Below are 19,758 nucleotides of genomic sequence, written 5' to 3'. Positions count from 1 at the left end.
TGTGCATATTGTAGCGGATTTATGGTCAAGATGCTATTTTTGCTCGTATGTGTCAAAAGGTTATATAGACTTAATAGGGTGCTAATAGGCAGCGACTAAAAGGCAATAACGTCACAATTTTGCTCAGCGTTGTCGTCTTTTACGGTCTTCTATTTTTATGCGATGAGTCCTAAAAAGAAGCTGGCTTTAACGACTATTAGTTGTTACCCATAATATCTTTTATAGCTACTGGTTGGTATAATTGTCCGCTATCTGCTCTGCCAAGAAGTCTGCTGCCACATCATTCACCAAGGTACAATCAACCACCCCGCGGAAACTGTCTGTGTTAGGGTTAGTAGTGCCATCGGCGATATAATCCGCTTCATAAATATCATTATCATAATTGATACCAGTGTATCGATTATTAATTAGTAAGGCTTACTTACAAATCCGTATCATACATTTACTACGACTATATAGAACTGGCCACATGATTTGTTATGCTAAGTATGCTATTTAAAAGTTAGTTATTAAAATAATTTATAAAAATTCATATAAAAGGACATATCATGAAAACACTCTATTCTACTAAAGCAACGGTTACTGGCGGTCGTACAGGCAATGCCAGCCTCGAAGACAGCGACCTGAAGATTAATATGGTAGCGCCAGGTTCGGGTGAAGAGGGTAATAATCCAGAACAACTATTTGCTATGGGCTATGCTGCCTGCTTTGATGGGGCACTAGCCGTAGTCAAAAAAATGGAAAAAGCCAGCTTCGGTTCGACCACTGAAGCGAGTGTATCTTTATTACAGGGTGATGGTCACGACTATAATCTCGCTGTAAAACTCCATATCATTGCTGAAAGTACAGATCTATCAGCTGACGAGTTCCAAAAACTGGTCGAAAAAGCCAATGAAGTCTGCCCTTACTCTAAAGCCACTCACGGTAATATCGATGTCGAAGTGACTTCAGAAGTAAAATCATAAGAAGCCACGGTTAAAAAATGGTACCGTCGAGGTAGCATGGTTGAAGTAAATAGAAACTCTAAATATTATCTAAGAGAATCCAGTAAGCACTGGGTTCTCTTTTTATGGACTTCGTTCATAGCCGATGTTTATAAGCTGCCTTTTTAGCACATACTCATCGCCACGATCGAGAAGTTCGGCACGTGCTGATTTTATCGTTATAATAAGGGCAACTTTTTATCTTATACCTAATTTATCTGATACTTAATAAGTGACCCTTATGACCGACAACATGACCGACAGTGACCACAACTCCCACCTAGCCCTTGACCCGGCTATGCTACCAAGCTTTGATACTATGCCTAATGTGGCGACTATGGACACCAGTCACGTGGACAAGGACAAGCCGCCATTTATCTTAGTCGATGGCTCTTATTATCTATTTCGCACTTATCATGCCCTACCGCCAATGATGACCACTCAAGGTCAGCATACCAACGCTATTCGCGGTACGTTAAATGCACTATTGAAAGTCATGCGGCGCTATCATCCGACTCATATGGCGGTCTGTTTTGATACCAAATCGCCCACTTTTCGTCATCATTTGTCTACGGACTACAAAGCCGCCCGCCCACCGATGGATATTGAGCTGGCGCAGCAAATACCTTACCTCCATCGTTTGGTGACTGCTTTGGGCATTCCGCTACTACGTATTGAAGGCGCGGAGGCCGATGATATTATCGGTACATTGGCGCATCGTGCCGTTGCCGAAGGTCATCATGTGGTCATATCGACCGGTGATAAAGATATGGCACAACTGGTCAATGACTGCGTGATTTTGGAAGACAGCTTCACGGGTAAAATTACCGATAGCCAAGGGGTGGTCGATAAATTTGGTATTAAACCGGATCAGATGATTGATTTTTTAACCTTGATGGGCGACTCGTCTGACGGTATCAAAGGCGTACCGGGCATTGGCAAAAAGACCGCCAAGGATTTGCTTAATGAATATGGCAATATAAAGAATATGTTGCAAAACGTCGCGGATATTAAAGGTCGTGGGGCGAAAAACTTGGTCGAATATGCAGACGATATTCCATTGAATGCTCAGCTGGCGACTATCGTTACTGACTTGGATATCGGCCAAGATTGGGGCGACCTAAAGATTAATACGGACCCTTGCGCCTATATTGACGAGCTACGTGACTTATATGGCGAGCTTGAGTTTAAGAATGAGCTGGCCTCGCTTGATCATCCCAATCATCCTGCAAATGGCCAAGGAACAAACGACGTCGCTGCTAGACAAGCAGAAACCGAATCACAAGCGCAAATCGCCAAATCATTACAGTCCACCAAAATTGATAATGTCAAAAACAGTAAGCATCATGACAAAGCATGGCATACCATTTTAGATGTACCTGCTTTTGATGGCTTAGTTGAGCAGTTAGAAGCCGCCCCGCACTTTGTTATCGATACCGAAACCACCAGTGTTTATTGGCGACAGGCTGAATTGGTTGGATTGTCTTTTGCGATGCAAGCGCATGAAGCCTATTACATTCCACTAACCCACAGTTTAGAAGGTGATGAGCTAACCGCAAAGCAACTTAATCGCGATACGGTCCTCGCCCGCCTAAAACCCATTTTAGAAAATTCAAATATTGGTAAAATTGGCCAGCATCTTAAATATGATGCCCACATTCTAAGTCATTACGATATTGATTTGGTGGGAGATATTCATGCCCCTGTTGATGAAGACGCTGCCAAGAAAGACAGTCAGCAGTCAAAAAATAACTGGGCAATGGATACCATGCTTGCCAGCTATGTGATTAATGCGGCGATTACCCGTCACGGTATGGACGATTTGGCACGGCATTATTTGCAAAAGCAAACCATTACTTATGAAGATGTCGCCGGTAAGGGCGCTAAGCAGGTGACATTCGATCAGGTCGCTATTGATATTGCTAGCGACTACGCCTGTGAAGATGCGGATATTACTTACCAGTTGTTTGATATTTTTAGCAAAAAACTTGCCGACGATGATAACGGCCTTAATAACAATGCTAAGTTATTGCACGAGTTAGAAATCCCAACTGCAGAGATTTTATGTCAGATGGAAGCTCACGGTATCTTAATTAAGCGCTCGTTTTTAAATGAGTTATCAAAACGTTTTGATGAAGAAATTATAGCGTTAGAGCAGCGTGCTTATGAAGTGGCTGGCGAAGAATTTAATGTAGGCTCTCCTAAACAGCTGGGTGAGATGTTATTTGATAAGCTCGAGGTCGTCGGTGGTAAAAAGACTAAATCGGGTCAGTACTCAACTGGCGAAGCGGTATTGTCCAAGATTGACCACCCCCTGGCTGATATTGTCTTGGAATATCGCAGCTTAGCGAAACTTAAAAGCACTTATACCGATGCGCTTGATGCGGTCGCAGACGCTAAGACTGATCGCGTTCATACCAGCTATCATCAAGCGCTGACCAGTACCGGTAGACTGTCATCAACAGATCCTAACTTGCAGAATATTCCTATTCGCACTGCCACCGGTCGCCTGATTCGCCAAGCCTTTATCGCTCCAGAAGGCCGCGTTATTTTAGCAGCGGATTACTCGCAAATTGAGCTAAGACTAATGGCGCATTTCTCGGGCGATAAAAATCTGACCCGAGCCTTTAACGAAGGGCTGGATATTCACACCGCTACTGCTGCTGAAGTATTGGGCAAAACTGTGGATGAAGTTAGTGCTACTGAACGCCGTAATGCCAAAGCTATCAACTTCGGGCTGTTATACGGCATGAGCGCCTTTGGACTGGCCAAGCAACTCCAGATGAGTCGCGGCGAGGCGCAGGACTATATCGATATGTACTTCAATCGTTATCCTAGTGTCAAAGAATATATGATAAATACTCGTGCCAGCGCATATGAAAAAGGCTATGTCGAAACCTTATTAGCCCGTAAGCTCTACACGCCTGATATTAATAATAGCAATCGCATGGTCAAGCAAGGTGCTGAACGCGCTGCTATTAATGCGCCATTACAAGGCTCAGCCGCAGATATTATTAAGCTGGCGATGATTGCAGTAGATAAAGTATTGCCAAAATCGCAGGCAAAAATGCTGCTACAGGTCCATGATGAACTGGTATTCGAAGTCGATGCCGACAAGGCTGATGAAATCGCCCAACTGGTTACAAACGCCATGCAAGAAGTCTTGTCAGTAACCGCGAAAGATAAAGGTTGGGATGTGGACTTTGCCGTACCATTATTGGTTGAGACCGATATTGGTCAGAATTGGGATGAGGCGCATTAAAGAGAGTCGCATTAACAGTCGAATGGCATGACTTTTTTGTATTGCTTTATTTGGATTCAACACAATATACTAAAAAAGCGTTAATAGATTTTTAAAATTTATTGAATCTGTGGCGTTCAGATTTAATGCTGACAGGATATTGAGATTAGCAATATAATAGACCTACGTTAAACTATTCTTTTTGCAGGGAATATTCAACGTTTAAAGTGAGCTTTCGGGCTCACTTTTTTATTCATTATATACGGAGAGATTACCATTTTTACTGAAAACAGTATCATCGAAATTGGTGAGGCAACTGTCTTAGTCCTGTGTTTGCTGCGTTGTATGCAATATGCTATACAAAGTCGCCTCAAACAGGGGCGATACTTGTGGTTGGCATCAGTTCTAATATTCATTAGCGCTATTCGTAGAGAGTTGAGCTATTTGTTAGATTCAATGGTACCAAGCGACTTTATATTTCTAGGTTATTCATACGATTGGTGGGAGGATATGGTTCTCTTAGTCATCATCATTGTTATGCTTGGCTTATTGGCTTACTCATGGCGTTATTTTTGGACCGTTTTAAAGAACATCTCCCGATTGCTATATCTTGGCGTTACGGTTTTAGTGCTCATTCAATATATGGGAGAAAACGCCATTATGTTCCCCTATTCCTTGGGTATCATCATCGAAGAACTGGCTGAAAATGTAATCTATATTGTCGCCTTGATTTATTTATGGACCTTTACATTAGCGGATTTTGAATCACGCTTAGCGAATAGACCCGATTTTGATGTTACTCGCAATAACGTAACTATGCAATAAGTAACTATGCAATAGCAAGCGGCGCAGTATCAAAAGCCACAGTAACAAACAATGTCCTGAACGGTAGCCATGACCTTATCTCCTCTTCTTAACCCTAGGCATGCGTACAAGCAAGTTATAAAGTCGACGTTGCCGTTTTGTCTTACTATTAGTCTTTTGTCAGTAATTTGCTATACTAAAAATGAAAGCAAAAAGCGATAATCGTTATTAATAACTATTAAGTGAGTCACTATGAATATATTAATCACTGGCGCATCACGCGGTATCGGTCTAGCAACTGCCAAACAACTGGCAGCAAAAGGTCATAGCGTTGGCCTTTTTGATATCGATACCGCTGAGCTTGAGCGCGCGGTCAATGATAAAGTGTTTAAAAAAGCGCTAAAGAATAAGCGCATCGTCCAGGGTCATCTCGATGTGACTGAGCCTGAGGCATGGGACACAGCCATTGAACACATGATTGATAACTTTGGCAGCATTGATACGCTGATTAATAACGCCGGCATATTAATCAGTGGCGTGCTACCTACCACCGATTTGGATAAGCAGTTGTCGCTGGTTGATATTAACTGTAAAGGGGTATTGATTGGCTGTCATAAGCTAGCCCCTTATTTAGCAGATGCCAAAAACAGTAAAATTATTAACGTATCCTCCGCCTCTGCTATCTATGGTCAGTCTGAAATTGCGCCTTATTCTGCCAGTAAGTTCTTTGTACGTGGTTTAACGGAAGCGCTTAATATTGAATACGCTGAACTTGGTATTAAGGTCATTGATGTGATGCCGCTTTGGGTCAAGACCGATATGACCAAAGACGTGAGCGTTACCAGCATTGATCGCTTAGGTATCAACCTGACCGTTGATGATGTCGCTAAAACCTTGTGCAAACTTAGCGGTAGCGCCAATCGTAAGCTATCACGTACCCACTATCCTATCGGTATGCCAGCCAAAGTATTACAAAAACTCTCACAAGTTACGCCTGACCCACTCTTGCGTTGGGTCAATAGTAGAGTCGGTGCGAAGTAGTATTTAAGTCAATTATAAAATTCAGCTCTAATGCAAAATAATAACGGCTGCCCAATATGAGTAGCCGTTATTATTATTTGAGTGTTTTGTATTTTTATTAGCCTTACATTTTTTGAACATGCTGTGACACCTTACTACTAGCGATAAAGAGCATAACCATACAAACTAAATAGTACAGTACTCAAAGTTTTAATATGTATGAATGACTTACTTTTAATGAAAACTAAGGAAGATATCATGGACAACTCAAAAACCCCGTTACCTGATGAACAAAACCGCATCGACGGCAATAACAATCAGCAAGTCGATTTAGACAACCCTATGCTACATACTATTGATAATGATGATGTCATTGACAATAGCGCAGGATTTGATAACTCGCAAGCAGGCAACGATGCCACTCAAGGTCTTACGCCGATGCACCGTCAAAATATTGATGAAGCCCGCGTTGATGAAGTGTTAGTCGAAGACAATTTAGATGATAGCGACTATCCTGATATTGTCGATATTGCGGATAGAGATGCGGCAGAACATAGCAATGAAAATGATCTATAAAATCTAGCTATCCTATAGTCAATAAAAAAGCACGCTTAATTATAGTAAGCGTGCTTTTTTATTTTGAGAGCCGTATAAATAAAATTATCACTATGGCGCAGTTAAACTCAATTTATGCTGCCGATAAGGGCTGATCCGTCCAAACATCACGGTAGCTGGTGTAATAGGTCACTATTATTAGTGGAACCACGACGATAATACCAAAACCTAAAGTAACTACCACAAAAACAGTTAATACGATAGCGCTTACCAATCCACAGACCGTCATGGGTATCATATTGGCATATAGTCAGTTCACAATAAAAGAGAGTCGTGTATAGCAGCGTGCTACTGGTATAATTTTTTCTTGCGTGCTGTTCGCAAGCGGGACAGAGGCTGCAAAAAATTCATCCCAGTAGCACTGTATCGTTTTTAAATTGAATCGACTATAGAAACCTTGAAAGCTTTTTTTCATCGCACTAATAGCGTCTAAGTCGTGCAATACAATCAACGGTGGTGCAAACCAAATAATCATCATCAAAGGAATGATTAATAGCAATGATAACAACAAGCCAACTAATATAGCCGCTATTGAAAAATTATTAATGTTTGACATACTATTATCGAATAGTATCGACAAAAATAGACTACCAAACGCTAGGAACAGCGGTATCAACGCAATAACGATGCCTACTATGTAAAGTAAGCAGAGAATAATAAGGGGCTGTAGATGAGTCTTAAATCCTGAGAATAAATGATCAAACCTAAGCTCTTCACCTTGAGCTTGCGCCGCACAACCTTTCATAATACCGCCAACAAATATCAATCCCATAAGACTGAAAATGAAGCCGATAACCGGAATATTACCTAATATCCCGACAATAAATAAAAATGTCAGACTGATACCCAACCAAAGTAAAAAATTCTGTTTGATCATACTCGCCGCTTTCATTAGCCAACTGATGCCAGCCGCTGCTTCACAGGAGTTTGGCTCAGACAACAGCTGCGGCAGAAGGTCGCCATATTTGTCAGTTGATGGTAAATCTGGCGGAACGTTATTAGACTTTTGTAGCGATACATTTGGGTCTGGTAGGTCTGAATTATTGGATATAGACATCATAAGCCTCAAAGTTGCTGTTAAAAATAAAACCAGAGTAAGTAAAAATAAAATGTCAATATTATAAAATTCAGAAGTACTATTATTTTCTTTTGTCGACAGTCTTACACATTAATATTTAAAATCCCAACTTTATTTCATTAGTCTAGTTTTTATTAAGAAAATTAAGCCAAAAAAATACCGAACATCATGTCCGGTATTTTTTAAAATTTTATGACTTACTCAGAATAGCAACTAGGCCCAACCATCTAATGTTCCTGCCCAACCTTTTACCAAGGGCGCGCTCATAGCTTCTAACAAATCAATGTGTGCTTCATCTGCGTTCAACGCTGGGATATAGTGATATTCTTCGCCGCCTGCTTCGATAAAGTTCTCACGGTTCTCAATTGCTAATTCCTCTAGCGTCTCTAAACAATCCGCTGAAAATGCAGGGCTGAGAATTTGTACTGAGCGCACGCCGGACTTGGCCCATTCATCTAATATTACGTCGGTATAAGGCTTCACCCATTCTTGCTTACCAAAGCGGGATTGGAAGCTAATAATCCATTCGTCCTCATTAAGCCCCAGCTCATGAGCCACTTGTGCAGCGGTACATTTACAGCGCCTAGGATACGGATCGCCTTTATCCATATACGGCTGCGGAATACCATGAAAGCTAAACATTAACTTTTCAGGCTTGCCATGCTTAGCTTGAAAGCGGCGAATACTATCCGCGAGTGCTTTAATATATAGCGGATGGGCAAAATAATCTTTTACTATCGTGATGTTAGGCAAGTTACGCTGCTTAAGTGACCATTTAGTAATCGCATCATAAACTGCGCCGGTTGAGGTCGCTGAATACTGTGGAAATACCGGCAACATAACAAAGTGATCAACACCTTCAGCTCGCAGCTTATCCATAACGTCAGGCAAGCCTGGATTGCCATAGCTCATCGCTGAATGGACAGACACTCGAAAAGGAGAGGCAGTCTCAGCCAAACGTGGCTGCAACATCTCAACCTGCTTATTAAGGATATTGCGCATCGGCGAATCGCCATCCCAAATGCTGGCATAAGCTTTTGCCACGCGTTTGGGGCGGCTGGGCAATACAAATAGATTAAGAATAATCGCCCATAAAAACTTAGGAATTTCGATTACCCGTGGGTCTGATAAAAACTGACGTAAATAACGCCGTACCGCTGGTGCAGTAGGCTCATCAGGCGTACCAAGATTGATTAATAAGACGGCAATACGTGGGGGCAGATCAGGTTTCATAGCGTCACATTTTATAAGTAGTGATAAGTGGTTGTAAGTAGATATTAGAATTAATAGGATAAAGAAAGCGGTTACGTTGTCAAAGCATTATTAAAACAGCAAAGCAGGTCAAGATACAGAGTAAGCTGCCATTAAGTTATAGTTAACAACACTTGGTTATTATTAAAATAACGTTAATTAGAGTATATAAGAAATGATGACCAAATAATACGGCTGTCAAGCCTTCTTAGTGTAGCATTTTATCAATGATGAACGCATCGCAAAAGTATAAGCCATTCAATGAACGTTACTTTAGGATAATAAATGCAGTAACTTTAATAGCGTGTTAGAGAATTCTTATTTCAGTATCGTAGAATAGACCAGCGCGGAGGTTGTACTCATAAGCGCATCGCCATACAATAGGCAAACAGAGCTGTAGGGTGGTATATTGCCTATGGTTTTTTATTTTTATTGATGACTGTTGTTTTGCGAGGTAGCTTTGAACGCATGTCCTAATATTACCAGTGACCACTCCACTAATGATCGCCCTCACTCGGCTGGATCAACTGGCTCAGTGGGCATTGTCACGCCCCAAAATTTTCATTTTTCTGAGCCATTGACCTTAGAATGTAATCGTACGCTGCCCTCGTTTGACTTGATAGTAGAGACTTATGGCACGCTAAATAGCGACCATTCAAACGCCGTATTGATTTGCCATGCCTTGTCTGGCAGTCACCATGCGGCAGGCTTCTACAGTAGCGATGACAAAAAATCGGGCTGGTGGGACAATATGATTGGGCCAAACAAGGCCATCGATACCAACCAATTCTTTGTGGTGTGTGTCAATAATATTGGCAGCTGCTTTGGCTCTACTGGCCCAACGACTATTAATCCGGACAGTGTTAATACGGACAGTACCAAAGCCGACAGCACTAAAACAGGAAACCCGCGCCCTTATGGCCCCGATTTTCCTCTAATTACGATTAAAGACTGGGTCAAAACCCAGGCTATGTTATCAGACCGCTTAGGCATTGATATTTGGCACGCGATTGTCGGTGGTTCAATGGGTGGTATGCAGGCGCTACAATGGGCAGTAGATTATCCAAACCGCCTAAAACGTTGCGTGGTTATCGCTTGTACCCCTAAGCTATCGGCACAAAATATTGCCTTTAATGAAGTCGCGCGCCAGTCTATTTTATCGGATCCAGATTTTAAAGAAGGACGCTATCTACAAGCAGGTACTTATCCACGCCGCGGTCTTATCTTAGCGCGGATGGTCGGTCACATCACTTATTTAACCGATGATGCCATGAAAGCAAAATTCGGTCGCGATTTAAAATCTGGCAAGTTTATGTATGGCTATGATGTTGAGTTTCAGGTTGAGAGCTATCTACGCTATCAAGGCGAACGCTTTAGCGAAAACTTCGATGCCAATACTTATCTATTGATGACCAAAGCCTTAGATTATTTTGATCCAACTCGCGACTATCCCATAGAGCAGTCTTCAACCGAGCAATCAGAACCAACCAAAGAAAATCTCGCAGGCCTGTTAGCAAAACCACTAGAACCGCGCAACCGTAGCACTGACCATGATACTGAGAGTGACTCTGATGACGCTATAAATACCAACGATGCGAATGATGACAGCGACAACGCGCACTATCAAGAACTTGATGCGCTCAAAGCTGCATTTGCTCACACCCAATGCCAGTATTTAGTAGTGTCGTTTACCACCGATTGGCGCTTTGCACCCGAACGCTCACAAGAAATTGTTAATGCTCTTATGGCAACTGGCAAACCGGTCAGCTATATCAACGTCGACGCCCCGCACGGTCATGATTCATTTTTATTCGATATTCCACGTTATATGGGCGCTGTTAAAGGCTTTTTAAGCGCGCCATTTATTACCGATAGCCATCAAGCCGCAGGAGAACGCTCATGAGAATGGATCATCAATTGGCCGAGCGTTGGATTGCCCCCCAGTCGCATGTGCTGGACTTGGGCTGTGGTAATGGCGAGCTGCTTGCGCACTTGCAGCAAAATCGAGGCGCCACGGGCTACGGGTTAGAGATTGACGAAGAGAAGATTAATGATGGGATAGCCAAAGGGCTTTCTATTATTGAGCAAGACCTTAATGACGGTCTCGGGCGTTTCGCGGATAATAGCTTCGATACCGTGGTTATGGCACGCGCTCTGCAAGCGGTCAAGTCTCCCGACGTGCTACTGCTCGATATGCTACGAGTCGGACGCGAAGCGGTTATCACCTTCCCTAACTTTGCCCATTGGCAAAACCGTATTCACTTAGGGCTGAAAGGCTTAATGCCGGTCTCAGAGGCGCTGCCCTACGAGTGGTATAATACCCCAAATATCCATTTATGTACCTTTAAAGATTTTGAGCAGCTGTGTGCGCAGCATGATATTCATATCATCAACCGCTTTGCCGTTAGTGATTCTGATAGAGGTCATACGCCTCTAATGACCGCATTGATACGGCAAGCGCCTAACCTGCTGGCGGATGTCGCCATTTATCGAGTGACCAAGCGCCAACCCGCTTAACGTGCTTGTTAATTAACTTTACGACTGTGAATACATAAGTCTATGGCTATAATATAAAGTTAATAACTACTCTATCCAACCTTAATATGTTGTTTAGATATTCTTACAGCTTAGTAACTGCATGATTTTGTTACACTCTATAAGAGACAAGCCTACGTTAAATTAGATAATTAGTATTTGAGTTTCGTAAGTTTGGGTGGTAAGCTATCAAATCAATGTCAACGACACCCTTATTACAACCGCTTATCTGTTAAATTAGCGTAAAGTTGCTAATACTTAGGTAAGTTAATATTGCAACGTCTAACTTAATGGTTACCGCCGTATATAAATTTTATTTTAGCGGCATAACTTTATCCATTGCTTATCAACTGCCTATTTTTGGAGCCGCTATGAAATTATTAAAAGCTGCCTTGTTCACTGCTATTTTTTCTTGCGCTGGACTAGCAAATGCTGAATTGACCGCAAACATACCGCTTGATACCTCACGTTTTGAGCTTATGCCGATCAGTGAATTGTCTGCCCGCGCCGCCCAAGGTAGCGATCACGCGCAGTTCTACTTAGCCAAACGCCTACAAAAAGGCCAAGGTATCGCCCAAAATACTCAGCAAGCGATTCAGTGGTATACCAAAGCAGCACAACAAGGCGTCGCCCCTGCCCAGCTTAACCTAGCTATCATGTATTTGCGCGGTGAAGGCGTCAAGCCAAACTTACAACAAGCTCGCGTTTGGTTAGAAAAAGCAGCCATGCGCGGCGATAATCGTGCCAGCTATACGCTTGCATTGTTAGATGAAAAACAAAAAAATCTAGTCGATGCTTATAAATGGTATGACCTTGCTGCTCGTGATGGCATGTTAGACGAAAAGGTACGTACCAAAGCTCGCGGTAAGATTGGGCAATTGGCATTGAACTTATCTAGCTCTGATATCGCCAGCGCTCGTAGCCAAGCTGATAGCTGGTTCCAAAATAAATAAGCCCTAACATCAGTCTTGTGCTCATAAAAAATCCAGCCTATTGCTGGATTTTTTGGGTTTAGAATAAATAAAAGTTCGTGGTTAAAGCCATTAGCTGGCTTCGATGATGGCAATCTCAGCGTCGGTCAAGTCATATAAATCATAAACCATGCGATCTATCTGGCCATTAGCTTGTCTAAAAAAAGTCTTACTTCCTCGCCTCACGCGCCATGGTGTAGAATTCTGTATTTGCCTGCATGTTCATCACAATCGCCATTCTATTAGACAAACCGAAAAAAGCAGTGATGCCGGTAATATCTAAAATGTCCTCATCATCATAGCCGTGTTCTCTAAGTGCTGCATAATCTGAGTCCTGAATAAGTTCCGGTGTTCGCGAAAGTTTCAGAGAAAATGACAGCATCTCTTGCTGTTTAGGGCTGATAGGCGCATGCAAGTAATTGATGGCTATTTGATCTGCCAGCAACGGTTCTTTAGAGAACACCCGCAGCAGCGCACCGTGAGCGACCACACAATATTGGCAGCCATTGGCGGCGCTAGTGGCCACAATGATCATTTCCTTTTCGGCGGCGCTTAACGTGCTCCCTTCTCGCTCCATAGTGGCATCGTAGTAGGCAAAAAAAGCTCTGAACTCTGCTGGGCGGTATGCCAAAGCTAAAAATACATTAGGAATGAATTTAGCTTTTTCTTGAACCGCGAGGATACGTTCAAGAATGTCAGCAGGCATGCTATCTAAAGAAGGTACAGGGTATCGGCTGATGGGTGAACTGCTCATATGTCATCTCCATTGACTTTGTTATATTTGAGTTCCTTAGGAACTTTACTAAAACTGGCTAAATAAATGCAAGTATCAGAAAATCTTTAGGCACAAAATGATTAACTGGCTTCGATAATGGCTATCTCATCTTCCGTTAGTTCATACAAAGCGTAGACCATACGATCAATCTCGCTATCGGTTTGCTCAATCTGTAATGTAAGTTGCTGAGCTTTGCCGTGTTCGGCCAAAAAATAGTCTTCCCACTCCGCCTCATCACCCAAGCTCATTTTGACTTTCTTTTTGCCCAGCTCTTTGATGAAATCTGCATAAGTGAGGTCATGCCAGTTTTCTAATTTTTTACTGAGTTTATCGATATTAAACTTGCGCTGTAAAGTACGAATAAATTTGTCGCTAAGGGTTTGTAGTTGTTGGTTAAGGGATAGCATTAGGTCAGCTTTTTCAGTAAAAGGTTTTTGCTCATCCATATTAATTTTTCTGATAGGAAGTTTAGATAAGTAGACTTTTTTTACCTCTGCAAACGTTCTTCCCTTTTCTTGCGCTATATTTTGATATATTAGATTGAGTAATTTTGAGTTCATGATAGTCAATATATACTTTAAACTTATACCTACTTCTTTTTTTCCAATATTATATATGTTATTAAGATTAATTCTTTTACCTGTCTCTAAGTTGCAAATCAAAGAGTCCGACGTCTGTCGCAATATTATCTTTTCTTCATCAAAAAAAGGTGCACTTCCTCTTGGTTCGGCTAACCATTTCCCATAGCTTAAATATAACTCTGGTTCACTTAAGAAACCATAACGTTTTATATCTTTCCCTATAATACATTGAATATAGCTATCGTCTAATTTTTCATTAGAATTGAACCTCTTCTCTTTTACATCATTTGCTGTTTGTTTAGGAACACCCTTTCCTTTCTGATAAGGCTTTATACCAGCGGTAATTTCAGCTATATCTACGAGAGGAGTTGTGAGTTTCTGAATTCTATTAAGATTAATAGCAAGGCTTGATAGTGAATAAGTACCATCATCGTTAACAATCTCACTATAGTTTCTAACTAAAGGAAGCTTCATTGCATCTTGTTCATTCTTACAAATCTGGTATAAAACGTTTGAACTATTCTCATGACTTTTCTCAATAATCCATGTTACAGAATCTCCAATATCGGCATCATCAAACACTTCATAAAAATACTTAGAGACTCCGATAAGTTTAAATCTATTTAGAATCTTTCTTATATTTCTGAAATAGTGTTGATAAGTGAAAGTAGAAGGAGTAATAAAACCTAAGAGTCCGTTCTGCTTGAGAATATTAATGCCTTTTTCATAAAAAACTACATAAGAATTAACTTGATATTCGAAAGAATTGTAAGAATTTTCAAGAAAAAACTTCTCTACTTCACTTAACCTAGCCCCATAAGGCGGATTGCCAATCACCACATCAAAGCCGCCGTTAACAAATACTTGCGGAAATGCCGTTTGCCAATTAAAGGCTTTGTCCCCTGCTACTGCCTTGTCATCAATCAGGGAGTTACCACATTGAATATTGTTATTTAAGTCATTAAGCTTACGGTGTGGTTGCGCGGTGCGTAGCCAGAGTGACAACTTGGCAATCTCGACACTTTCTTCATTGATATCCACCCCAAATAAGTTATTTTCTAGGATACTATTTTCGATATCAGGATATGCCAGACCATGACCAAAGAGTTTGGTTTCCAGCTCTAAGATATAGCCATGTTCGGCGATTAAAAAGTTCAAGGCTTCATTCAAAAACGCGCCACTACCACAAGCAGGGTCACAAATAGTGATTTGTAATAACCAATCTCGATAAGCGTTTAATCGGTCTAATGCTTGCGTTTCTTTGGCAATTTGTTGTGGTGTTTTTTTACGTTTTTTACCGCTTTTATTAAGGGTAACGTCTTGCTGATAATCTTCTTCATTCAGCGCCAGCTCAGCCTTTTTATCTGCACAGAGCTTGCCGACCGTATTTTCAACAATATATTTAGTGATGTATTTGGGCGTATAAAAGACCCCATCCTTTTTACGTTTGGTTTGCGATTTGTCCAGCGCCTCGCCTGCCAGCTCTGCTTTGACCTCGTCCAGCTCAGTTAGGGAGTTTTCAAAAATATGCCCCAAGATATTGACATCGACTTCACTGGCGAAGTTATATTCAGACAGGGTGAGAATATGACTACGTAGCAGCTCATCACTGATAATGATGCGATCAAGCAATTCATCAGTGCGGAACAGACCACCATTATAAGCAAATATCTCGCAGTGCTCATCCTTATAGCCGGTGTCTAAAAAAGTAAAGTACTGTTGGACTTGGTCGTACAGCGGCTCGTTTCTTTTGAGGGCTTTGAGCTGCTCCCACTCACTGATGATACCTTTGGCAAAGTTGGCCGGTAGCAAATGCCTGTCTTCAGCGAAGAATATAAATAACAGCCGATCAAGTAACTTTTGTGACTTTTGAAATAGTATTAGCGGGTCAATATCGGGATTGTTGGCGGTTAAATCAGCAAATAACTCCCGCTTAAAGACCGAATAGTCCTTGTATAACTGTTTAGTAATGGCTTCTTCTTGCGACAATGATTCAGACTTAATCTTGGCAGGCAAATCAGACATGACGCCATCACGATGCAACAGTAAATACAGTAGCGCAAATTTATCTTGAGTCATGGTAAATAAATCAAACTCAATATGCTCGACCGCATTATCAATATACAGGCGCAGCTTTTGGAAATTAGAAGTAATAACATAGCGACATTGAGGCTGATTGTTTTTATAACCAAAGGCTTGTTGCTCGATTTTGCTAAGGTCAGTGGTATTCATACCTTTTAGCTCGACCACTCCGATAGCATGACCGTCTTTGAGTATCGCGCCGTCTGCCTTTTTGCTGCTGGTCTGGTTTTTGAACTCAGTGGTGAGGTCATAGTTAGGATTGGGATTTAAAGTATAGCCAAATACCTCGACGAATAAATCCCGCAAAAAGCCTTCTTGATATTGCTCTTCTTTACTGACGCGAATATTGGCTTGCTTGAGCGGATCTAAAAAGCAGCTGGCATAACGCTGCCATGCCTGTTCAAGTAGCTGCGCATCGAGCTCATTAACATAGCGGGTGACCACAACGGACTGAAATAGAGACATACAAGCGCCTTAAACGGTGGAATAAAATTCGAATAGTAAAGTACAACGAGATAATCGGCAAACGTCTACTATAGCAAGGTCTACCAATAGGATATATGTTAGCGCGACATAATAGGCTAAATGAATAAACTTAATGCTATTGAGTATTGAAAAAACCTAAACTATTAAAACAATATTTAGACAGTATTTAAACAATCTGGTCAGGATAAATCAGTATTGCCTTCTTCTTTTGCCGTTTTTCTAAATATAAAACATCCCAAAACCCGATGAAATTTGCTACACTGCATGCGCACTTTTCTAATTCCACAATTAGAACAGTGTTATCCTTTTAATAAACGATTGCACTAGGTTTACGACTTAGCCAGCAGGAGAACAATATGAGTACTACCCCAGACAACATGATTAGTGATAGCAAAAAAGCCACCGAATACGACAGCATCACCAATAATATCGTCGTTGCGGCACTTTATAAGTTTACGCGCTTTGCAGATTTTGAGCAGTATCGTGAGCCAATTTTGAATACCATGTTAGATAATGGGGTTAAAGGCACCCTACTTATCGCCGCCGAAGGTATTAACGGCACTATTTCTGGTACGCGCCACAGCATTGATACCGTCCTTGATTATCTGCGTACTATTGAAGCGATTGGTAGCTTAGTGTTTAAAGAATCTTATACTAATGAGCAGCCGTTTTATCGCACCAAAGTTAAGCTCAAAAAAGAAATTGTTACCATGGGCGTGGAAAATATTGACCCATTACAGTCGGTTGGGCGTTATGTGAAACCGAGCGAGTGGAATGCGCTGATCTCAGATCCGGAAGTGCTATTAATCGACACTCGTAATGACTATGAGGTACAGATTGGCACCTTTAAAAATGCTGTGAATCCACAGACCGAAACCTTTCGTGAGTTCCCAGACTACGTGGCAAAAGAGCTGGATCCTAGCAAACATAAGAAAGTCGCTATGTTCTGTACTGGCGGTATTCGCTGTGAAAAATCAACCGCCTTTATGCGTCAGCAAGGGTTTGAAGAGGTTTATCATTTAGAAGGTGGTATCTTAAAATATCTCGAAGAAGTGCCAAGCGAAGAGTCTATGTGGGAAGGTGATTGCTTCGTTTTTGATAACCGGGTATCAGTCAATCATAACTTAGAAAAAGGCGCTTATGAGCAGTGCTTTGCTTGCCGTATGCCCATCACAGAAGCGGATCAACAAAACTCTGCCTATATCAAAGGTGAATCCTGCCCGCACTGTATTGATAAAGCCACCGATGAGCAAAAAGCACGCTTTCGTGAGCGTGAGCACCAAATGCAGCTGGCACAAACACGCGGTGAAGTGCATATCGGTAGCGACGTCATTGAGGTGATTGAAAAGCGCAAAGCAGCTAAGATTGAAGCCCGCCGTAAAGCTGATGCCGCCAATAAAGCCAAAGCCGGTTAAGCTTATATTTTTTACTTACAAAACTGTCTTCCATAAAAAAGAGATGCTCAATTAAGCATCTTTTTTTTTATTCTGATATTTACTAATTAGACTTAGCTACCACGATAGGTGCTATAACCGTACGCTGATAAAGCGTCCTTTAGTTTAGTTATTAATAGAATAAGTTTGCATACAGTATCTATACGATAGTTATCGACCATCAACTCAGATATGACAAAACTAATATCTCATCAATGAGTATCATTATAAAAAGTACTAATTTTAACAATTACTAAAATCATCGTGTTGAGATATTTAGGCATTAATGGCTATATGTTAGTGTCAATCAGTATAGATAGTATTAGTAATAAGTTCAATAATGCACTCAGTTGTGTAGTATAAGTTGTCTTTAATACCTCATAATGAAGTATATGTTAATTTATATACTTAAATGTATGTGGAATGTAGGAGCCACAACATTAAGCCTACTCAAATAATAAAAAAAATAGCAGAAGATTTCAAAATCTTCTGCTATTACTTATAGAACTGGCTACTGTTAGAAAATCTAGTACTTATATTTTATTCACTTAAAGAAATCTGCATTAAAATAAAATACGGATACGAATGGTCTCTTCCACATCTTTGAGCTGATCAAGGGCAGCGTCCGAATCATGATAATCAACGTCCATCATTAAATAGCCAACCTCACCTTCAGTCATCAAGCTTTGGGCTAGGATATTGATATGCGCCTCAGCGAACAGACGGTTAATCTGCGACAAGACGCCGGAAACGTTTCTATGAATATGTAGCAGACGATGAGTCCCTTCTTTAAACGGAATAGAAACCTCTGGGAAGTTCACCGCAGTGATGGTATCGCCTTGGTCAGAATATCTGACGAATTTTTCAGCCACTTCTAAACCAATATTGGCTTGCGCTTCTTGAGTTGAGCCCCCGACATGCGGGGTTAAGATAACATTGTCGAATTTACGTAACGGTGATTCAAACTCTTGATCAGCAGATTTTGGCTCTTTAGGGAACACATCAATCGCAGCGCCTAAGACCTTGCCTGACTCTAGTACCGCCGCTAGATCATCAATCTCAACACAAGTACCGCGTGCCGCATTGATAAAATAACTACCCTCTTTCATCTGCGCAAACTGCTCCGCTTTCATCATATAGCGAGTGCTGGGCTCATCAGGAACATGTAAGGTGACGATATCTGCTTGTGACAACAATTCATTTAAGCTGCTGACTTGATGGGCGTTACCCAAAGGTAGTTTAGTCATAACATCATGATAAATGACTTTCATGCCAAAGCTTTCAGCCAATACTGACAACTGTGAGCCGATAGAGCCATAACCGACGATACCGATAGTCTTGCCGCGTACTTCATTTGAGTTCTTAGCCGACTTACCCCAACCACCGCGATGAACAATAGCGTTCTTTTCAGGGATGCCGCGGTAAAGCATAACAGCTTCTGCTAATACGAGCTCAGCAACCGAGCGCGTATTTGAATACGGGGCGTTAAAAACCGGAATACCCAGCTCGCGAGCGGCTTCCAAATCGACTTGGTTGGTGCCAATACAAAAGCAGCCGATGCCAATAAGCTTTTGGGCCTGCTCAAGTACTTCACGAGTCAACTGGGTACGCGAACGAATGCCAACAAAATGCGCATCTTTAATCTTTTCGATCAGCTCATCTTGATCCAGTGCATGACTGAGATATTCGATATTTTGATAGCCAGCAGCTTGTAGTACTTTTAAGGCGTTCTCGTGTAAACCTTCAAGTAATAGAAACCGGATTTTATCTTTTTGTAGTGATAATACCATGTGAAACCTGTCCTATAATTGTCTGATAACCTGCCGGTTCGCTGATAGATTACCAGATAAATAGTCTGCGATGAATGAAAAGAAAACCATTAGATTATCTTACACAAAATCAA

At 41.4% G+C, this 19,758-nt stretch carries 15 protein-coding genes; 9 read left to right on the top strand and 6 right to left on the bottom strand.

Annotated features, from left to right (window positions below):
* Positions 1 to 548: 548 nt before the first annotated feature.
* From U1P77_RS00440 to U1P77_RS00420, 5 genes are all read left to right on the top strand, one after another.
* Entirely contained in the window at positions 549 to 965 is a 417-nt protein-coding gene (locus U1P77_RS00440; protein WP_321155520.1) for an Ohr family peroxiredoxin, read from the top strand.
* Between the two features lie 271 nt (positions 966 to 1,236).
* Positions 1,237 to 4,245, top strand: coding sequence for a DNA polymerase I (gene polA / locus U1P77_RS00435; RefSeq protein ID WP_321156563.1), 3,009 nt, complete (start codon positions 1,237 to 1,239; stop codon positions 4,243 to 4,245).
* Between the two features lie 423 nt (positions 4,246 to 4,668).
* Positions 4,669 to 5,049 (top strand): hypothetical protein, encoded by a 381-nt coding sequence (locus U1P77_RS00430; protein ID WP_321155519.1) that lies wholly within the window; start codon positions 4,669 to 4,671, stop codon positions 5,047 to 5,049.
* 231 nt (positions 5,050 to 5,280) lie between these two features.
* On the top strand, positions 5,281 to 6,069 hold the full coding sequence (locus U1P77_RS00425; RefSeq protein ID WP_321155518.1) for an SDR family oxidoreductase: 789 nt from the start codon (positions 5,281 to 5,283) through the stop codon (positions 6,067 to 6,069).
* A gap of 237 nt (positions 6,070 to 6,306) precedes the next feature.
* Positions 6,307 to 6,624: a hypothetical protein gene (locus U1P77_RS00420; RefSeq protein WP_321155517.1), complete on the top strand. Its 318-nt coding sequence runs from the start codon at positions 6,307 to 6,309 to the stop codon at positions 6,622 to 6,624.
* A 112-nt stretch (positions 6,625 to 6,736) separates the two neighbouring features.
* Here U1P77_RS00420 and U1P77_RS00415 read toward each other — a convergent pair whose 3' ends face one another.
* The 3 genes from U1P77_RS00415 to hemH all read right to left on the bottom strand — a co-directional run bounded on the left by U1P77_RS00415 (position 6,737) and on the right by hemH (position 8,974).
* Positions 6,737 to 6,901: a hypothetical protein gene (locus U1P77_RS00415; RefSeq protein ID WP_321155516.1), complete on the bottom strand. Its 165-nt coding sequence runs from the start codon at positions 6,899 to 6,901 to the stop codon at positions 6,737 to 6,739.
* Positions 6,902 to 6,913: 12 nt separating this feature from the next.
* Positions 6,914 to 7,723: a BPSS1780 family membrane protein gene (locus tag U1P77_RS00410; RefSeq protein ID WP_321155515.1), complete on the bottom strand. Its 810-nt coding sequence runs from the start codon at positions 7,721 to 7,723 to the stop codon at positions 6,914 to 6,916.
* 231 nt (positions 7,724 to 7,954) lie between these two features.
* Positions 7,955 to 8,974: a ferrochelatase gene (gene hemH / locus U1P77_RS00405; RefSeq protein ID WP_321155514.1), complete on the bottom strand. Its 1,020-nt coding sequence runs from the start codon at positions 8,972 to 8,974 to the stop codon at positions 7,955 to 7,957.
* A gap of 496 nt (positions 8,975 to 9,470) precedes the next feature.
* On the opposite strand from hemH, the gene metX reads away from it, so the two are divergent.
* From metX to U1P77_RS00390, 3 genes are all read left to right on the top strand, one after another.
* The gene (gene metX, locus U1P77_RS00400) at positions 9,471 to 10,895 is read left to right on the top strand and encodes a homoserine O-acetyltransferase MetX (protein ID WP_321156562.1); all 1,425 of its coding nucleotides are present in this window, start codon (positions 9,471 to 9,473) and stop codon (positions 10,893 to 10,895) included.
* Positions 10,892 to 11,509, top strand: coding sequence for a methionine biosynthesis protein MetW (metW, locus tag U1P77_RS00395; protein WP_321155513.1), 618 nt, complete (start codon positions 10,892 to 10,894; stop codon positions 11,507 to 11,509). Before metX ends, metW begins: the two co-directional genes overlap by 4 nt.
* Positions 11,510 to 11,898: 389 nt before the next feature.
* Complete coding sequence (locus U1P77_RS00390; protein WP_321155512.1) at positions 11,899 to 12,480, top strand: tetratricopeptide repeat protein; 582 nt, start codon at positions 11,899 to 11,901, stop codon at positions 12,478 to 12,480.
* Positions 12,481 to 12,667: 187 nt separating this feature from the next.
* Here the strand turns inward: U1P77_RS00390 and U1P77_RS00385 are convergent, their stop codons facing one another.
* Together U1P77_RS00385 and U1P77_RS00380 are read right to left on the bottom strand one after the other, a co-directional pair.
* Positions 12,668 to 13,252, bottom strand: a complete 585-nt coding sequence (locus U1P77_RS00385) for a peroxidase-related enzyme (protein ID WP_321155511.1) — start codon at positions 13,250 to 13,252, stop codon at positions 12,668 to 12,670.
* Positions 13,253 to 13,353: 101 nt separating this feature from the next.
* The gene (locus U1P77_RS00380) at positions 13,354 to 16,401 is read right to left on the bottom strand and encodes an Eco57I restriction-modification methylase domain-containing protein (RefSeq protein ID WP_321155510.1); all 3,048 of its coding nucleotides are present in this window, start codon (positions 16,399 to 16,401) and stop codon (positions 13,354 to 13,356) included.
* A gap of 437 nt (positions 16,402 to 16,838) precedes the next feature.
* Here U1P77_RS00380 and U1P77_RS00375 point away from each other — a divergent pair, with 437 nt between their 5' ends.
* A complete protein-coding gene (locus tag U1P77_RS00375; protein ID WP_414479053.1) occupies positions 16,839 to 17,837 on the top strand; it encodes an oxygen-dependent tRNA uridine(34) hydroxylase TrhO in 999 nt (332 codons plus the stop codon).
* A gap of 581 nt (positions 17,838 to 18,418) precedes the next feature.
* Here U1P77_RS00375 and serA read toward each other — a convergent pair.
* The gene (gene serA, locus U1P77_RS00370; protein WP_321155509.1) at positions 18,419 to 19,645 is read right to left on the bottom strand and encodes a phosphoglycerate dehydrogenase; all 1,227 of its coding nucleotides are present in this window, start codon (positions 19,643 to 19,645) and stop codon (positions 18,419 to 18,421) included.
* Positions 19,646 to 19,758: the final 113 nt, after the last annotated feature.

The sequence above is a fragment of the Psychrobacter sp. LV10R520-6 genome (assembly GCF_900182925.1).
GTDB lineage: Bacteria > Pseudomonadota > Gammaproteobacteria > Pseudomonadales > Moraxellaceae > Psychrobacter.
The sequence above is the reverse complement of the archived record's forward strand: the minus strand, read 5'-3'. Positions and strand labels throughout refer to the sequence as shown.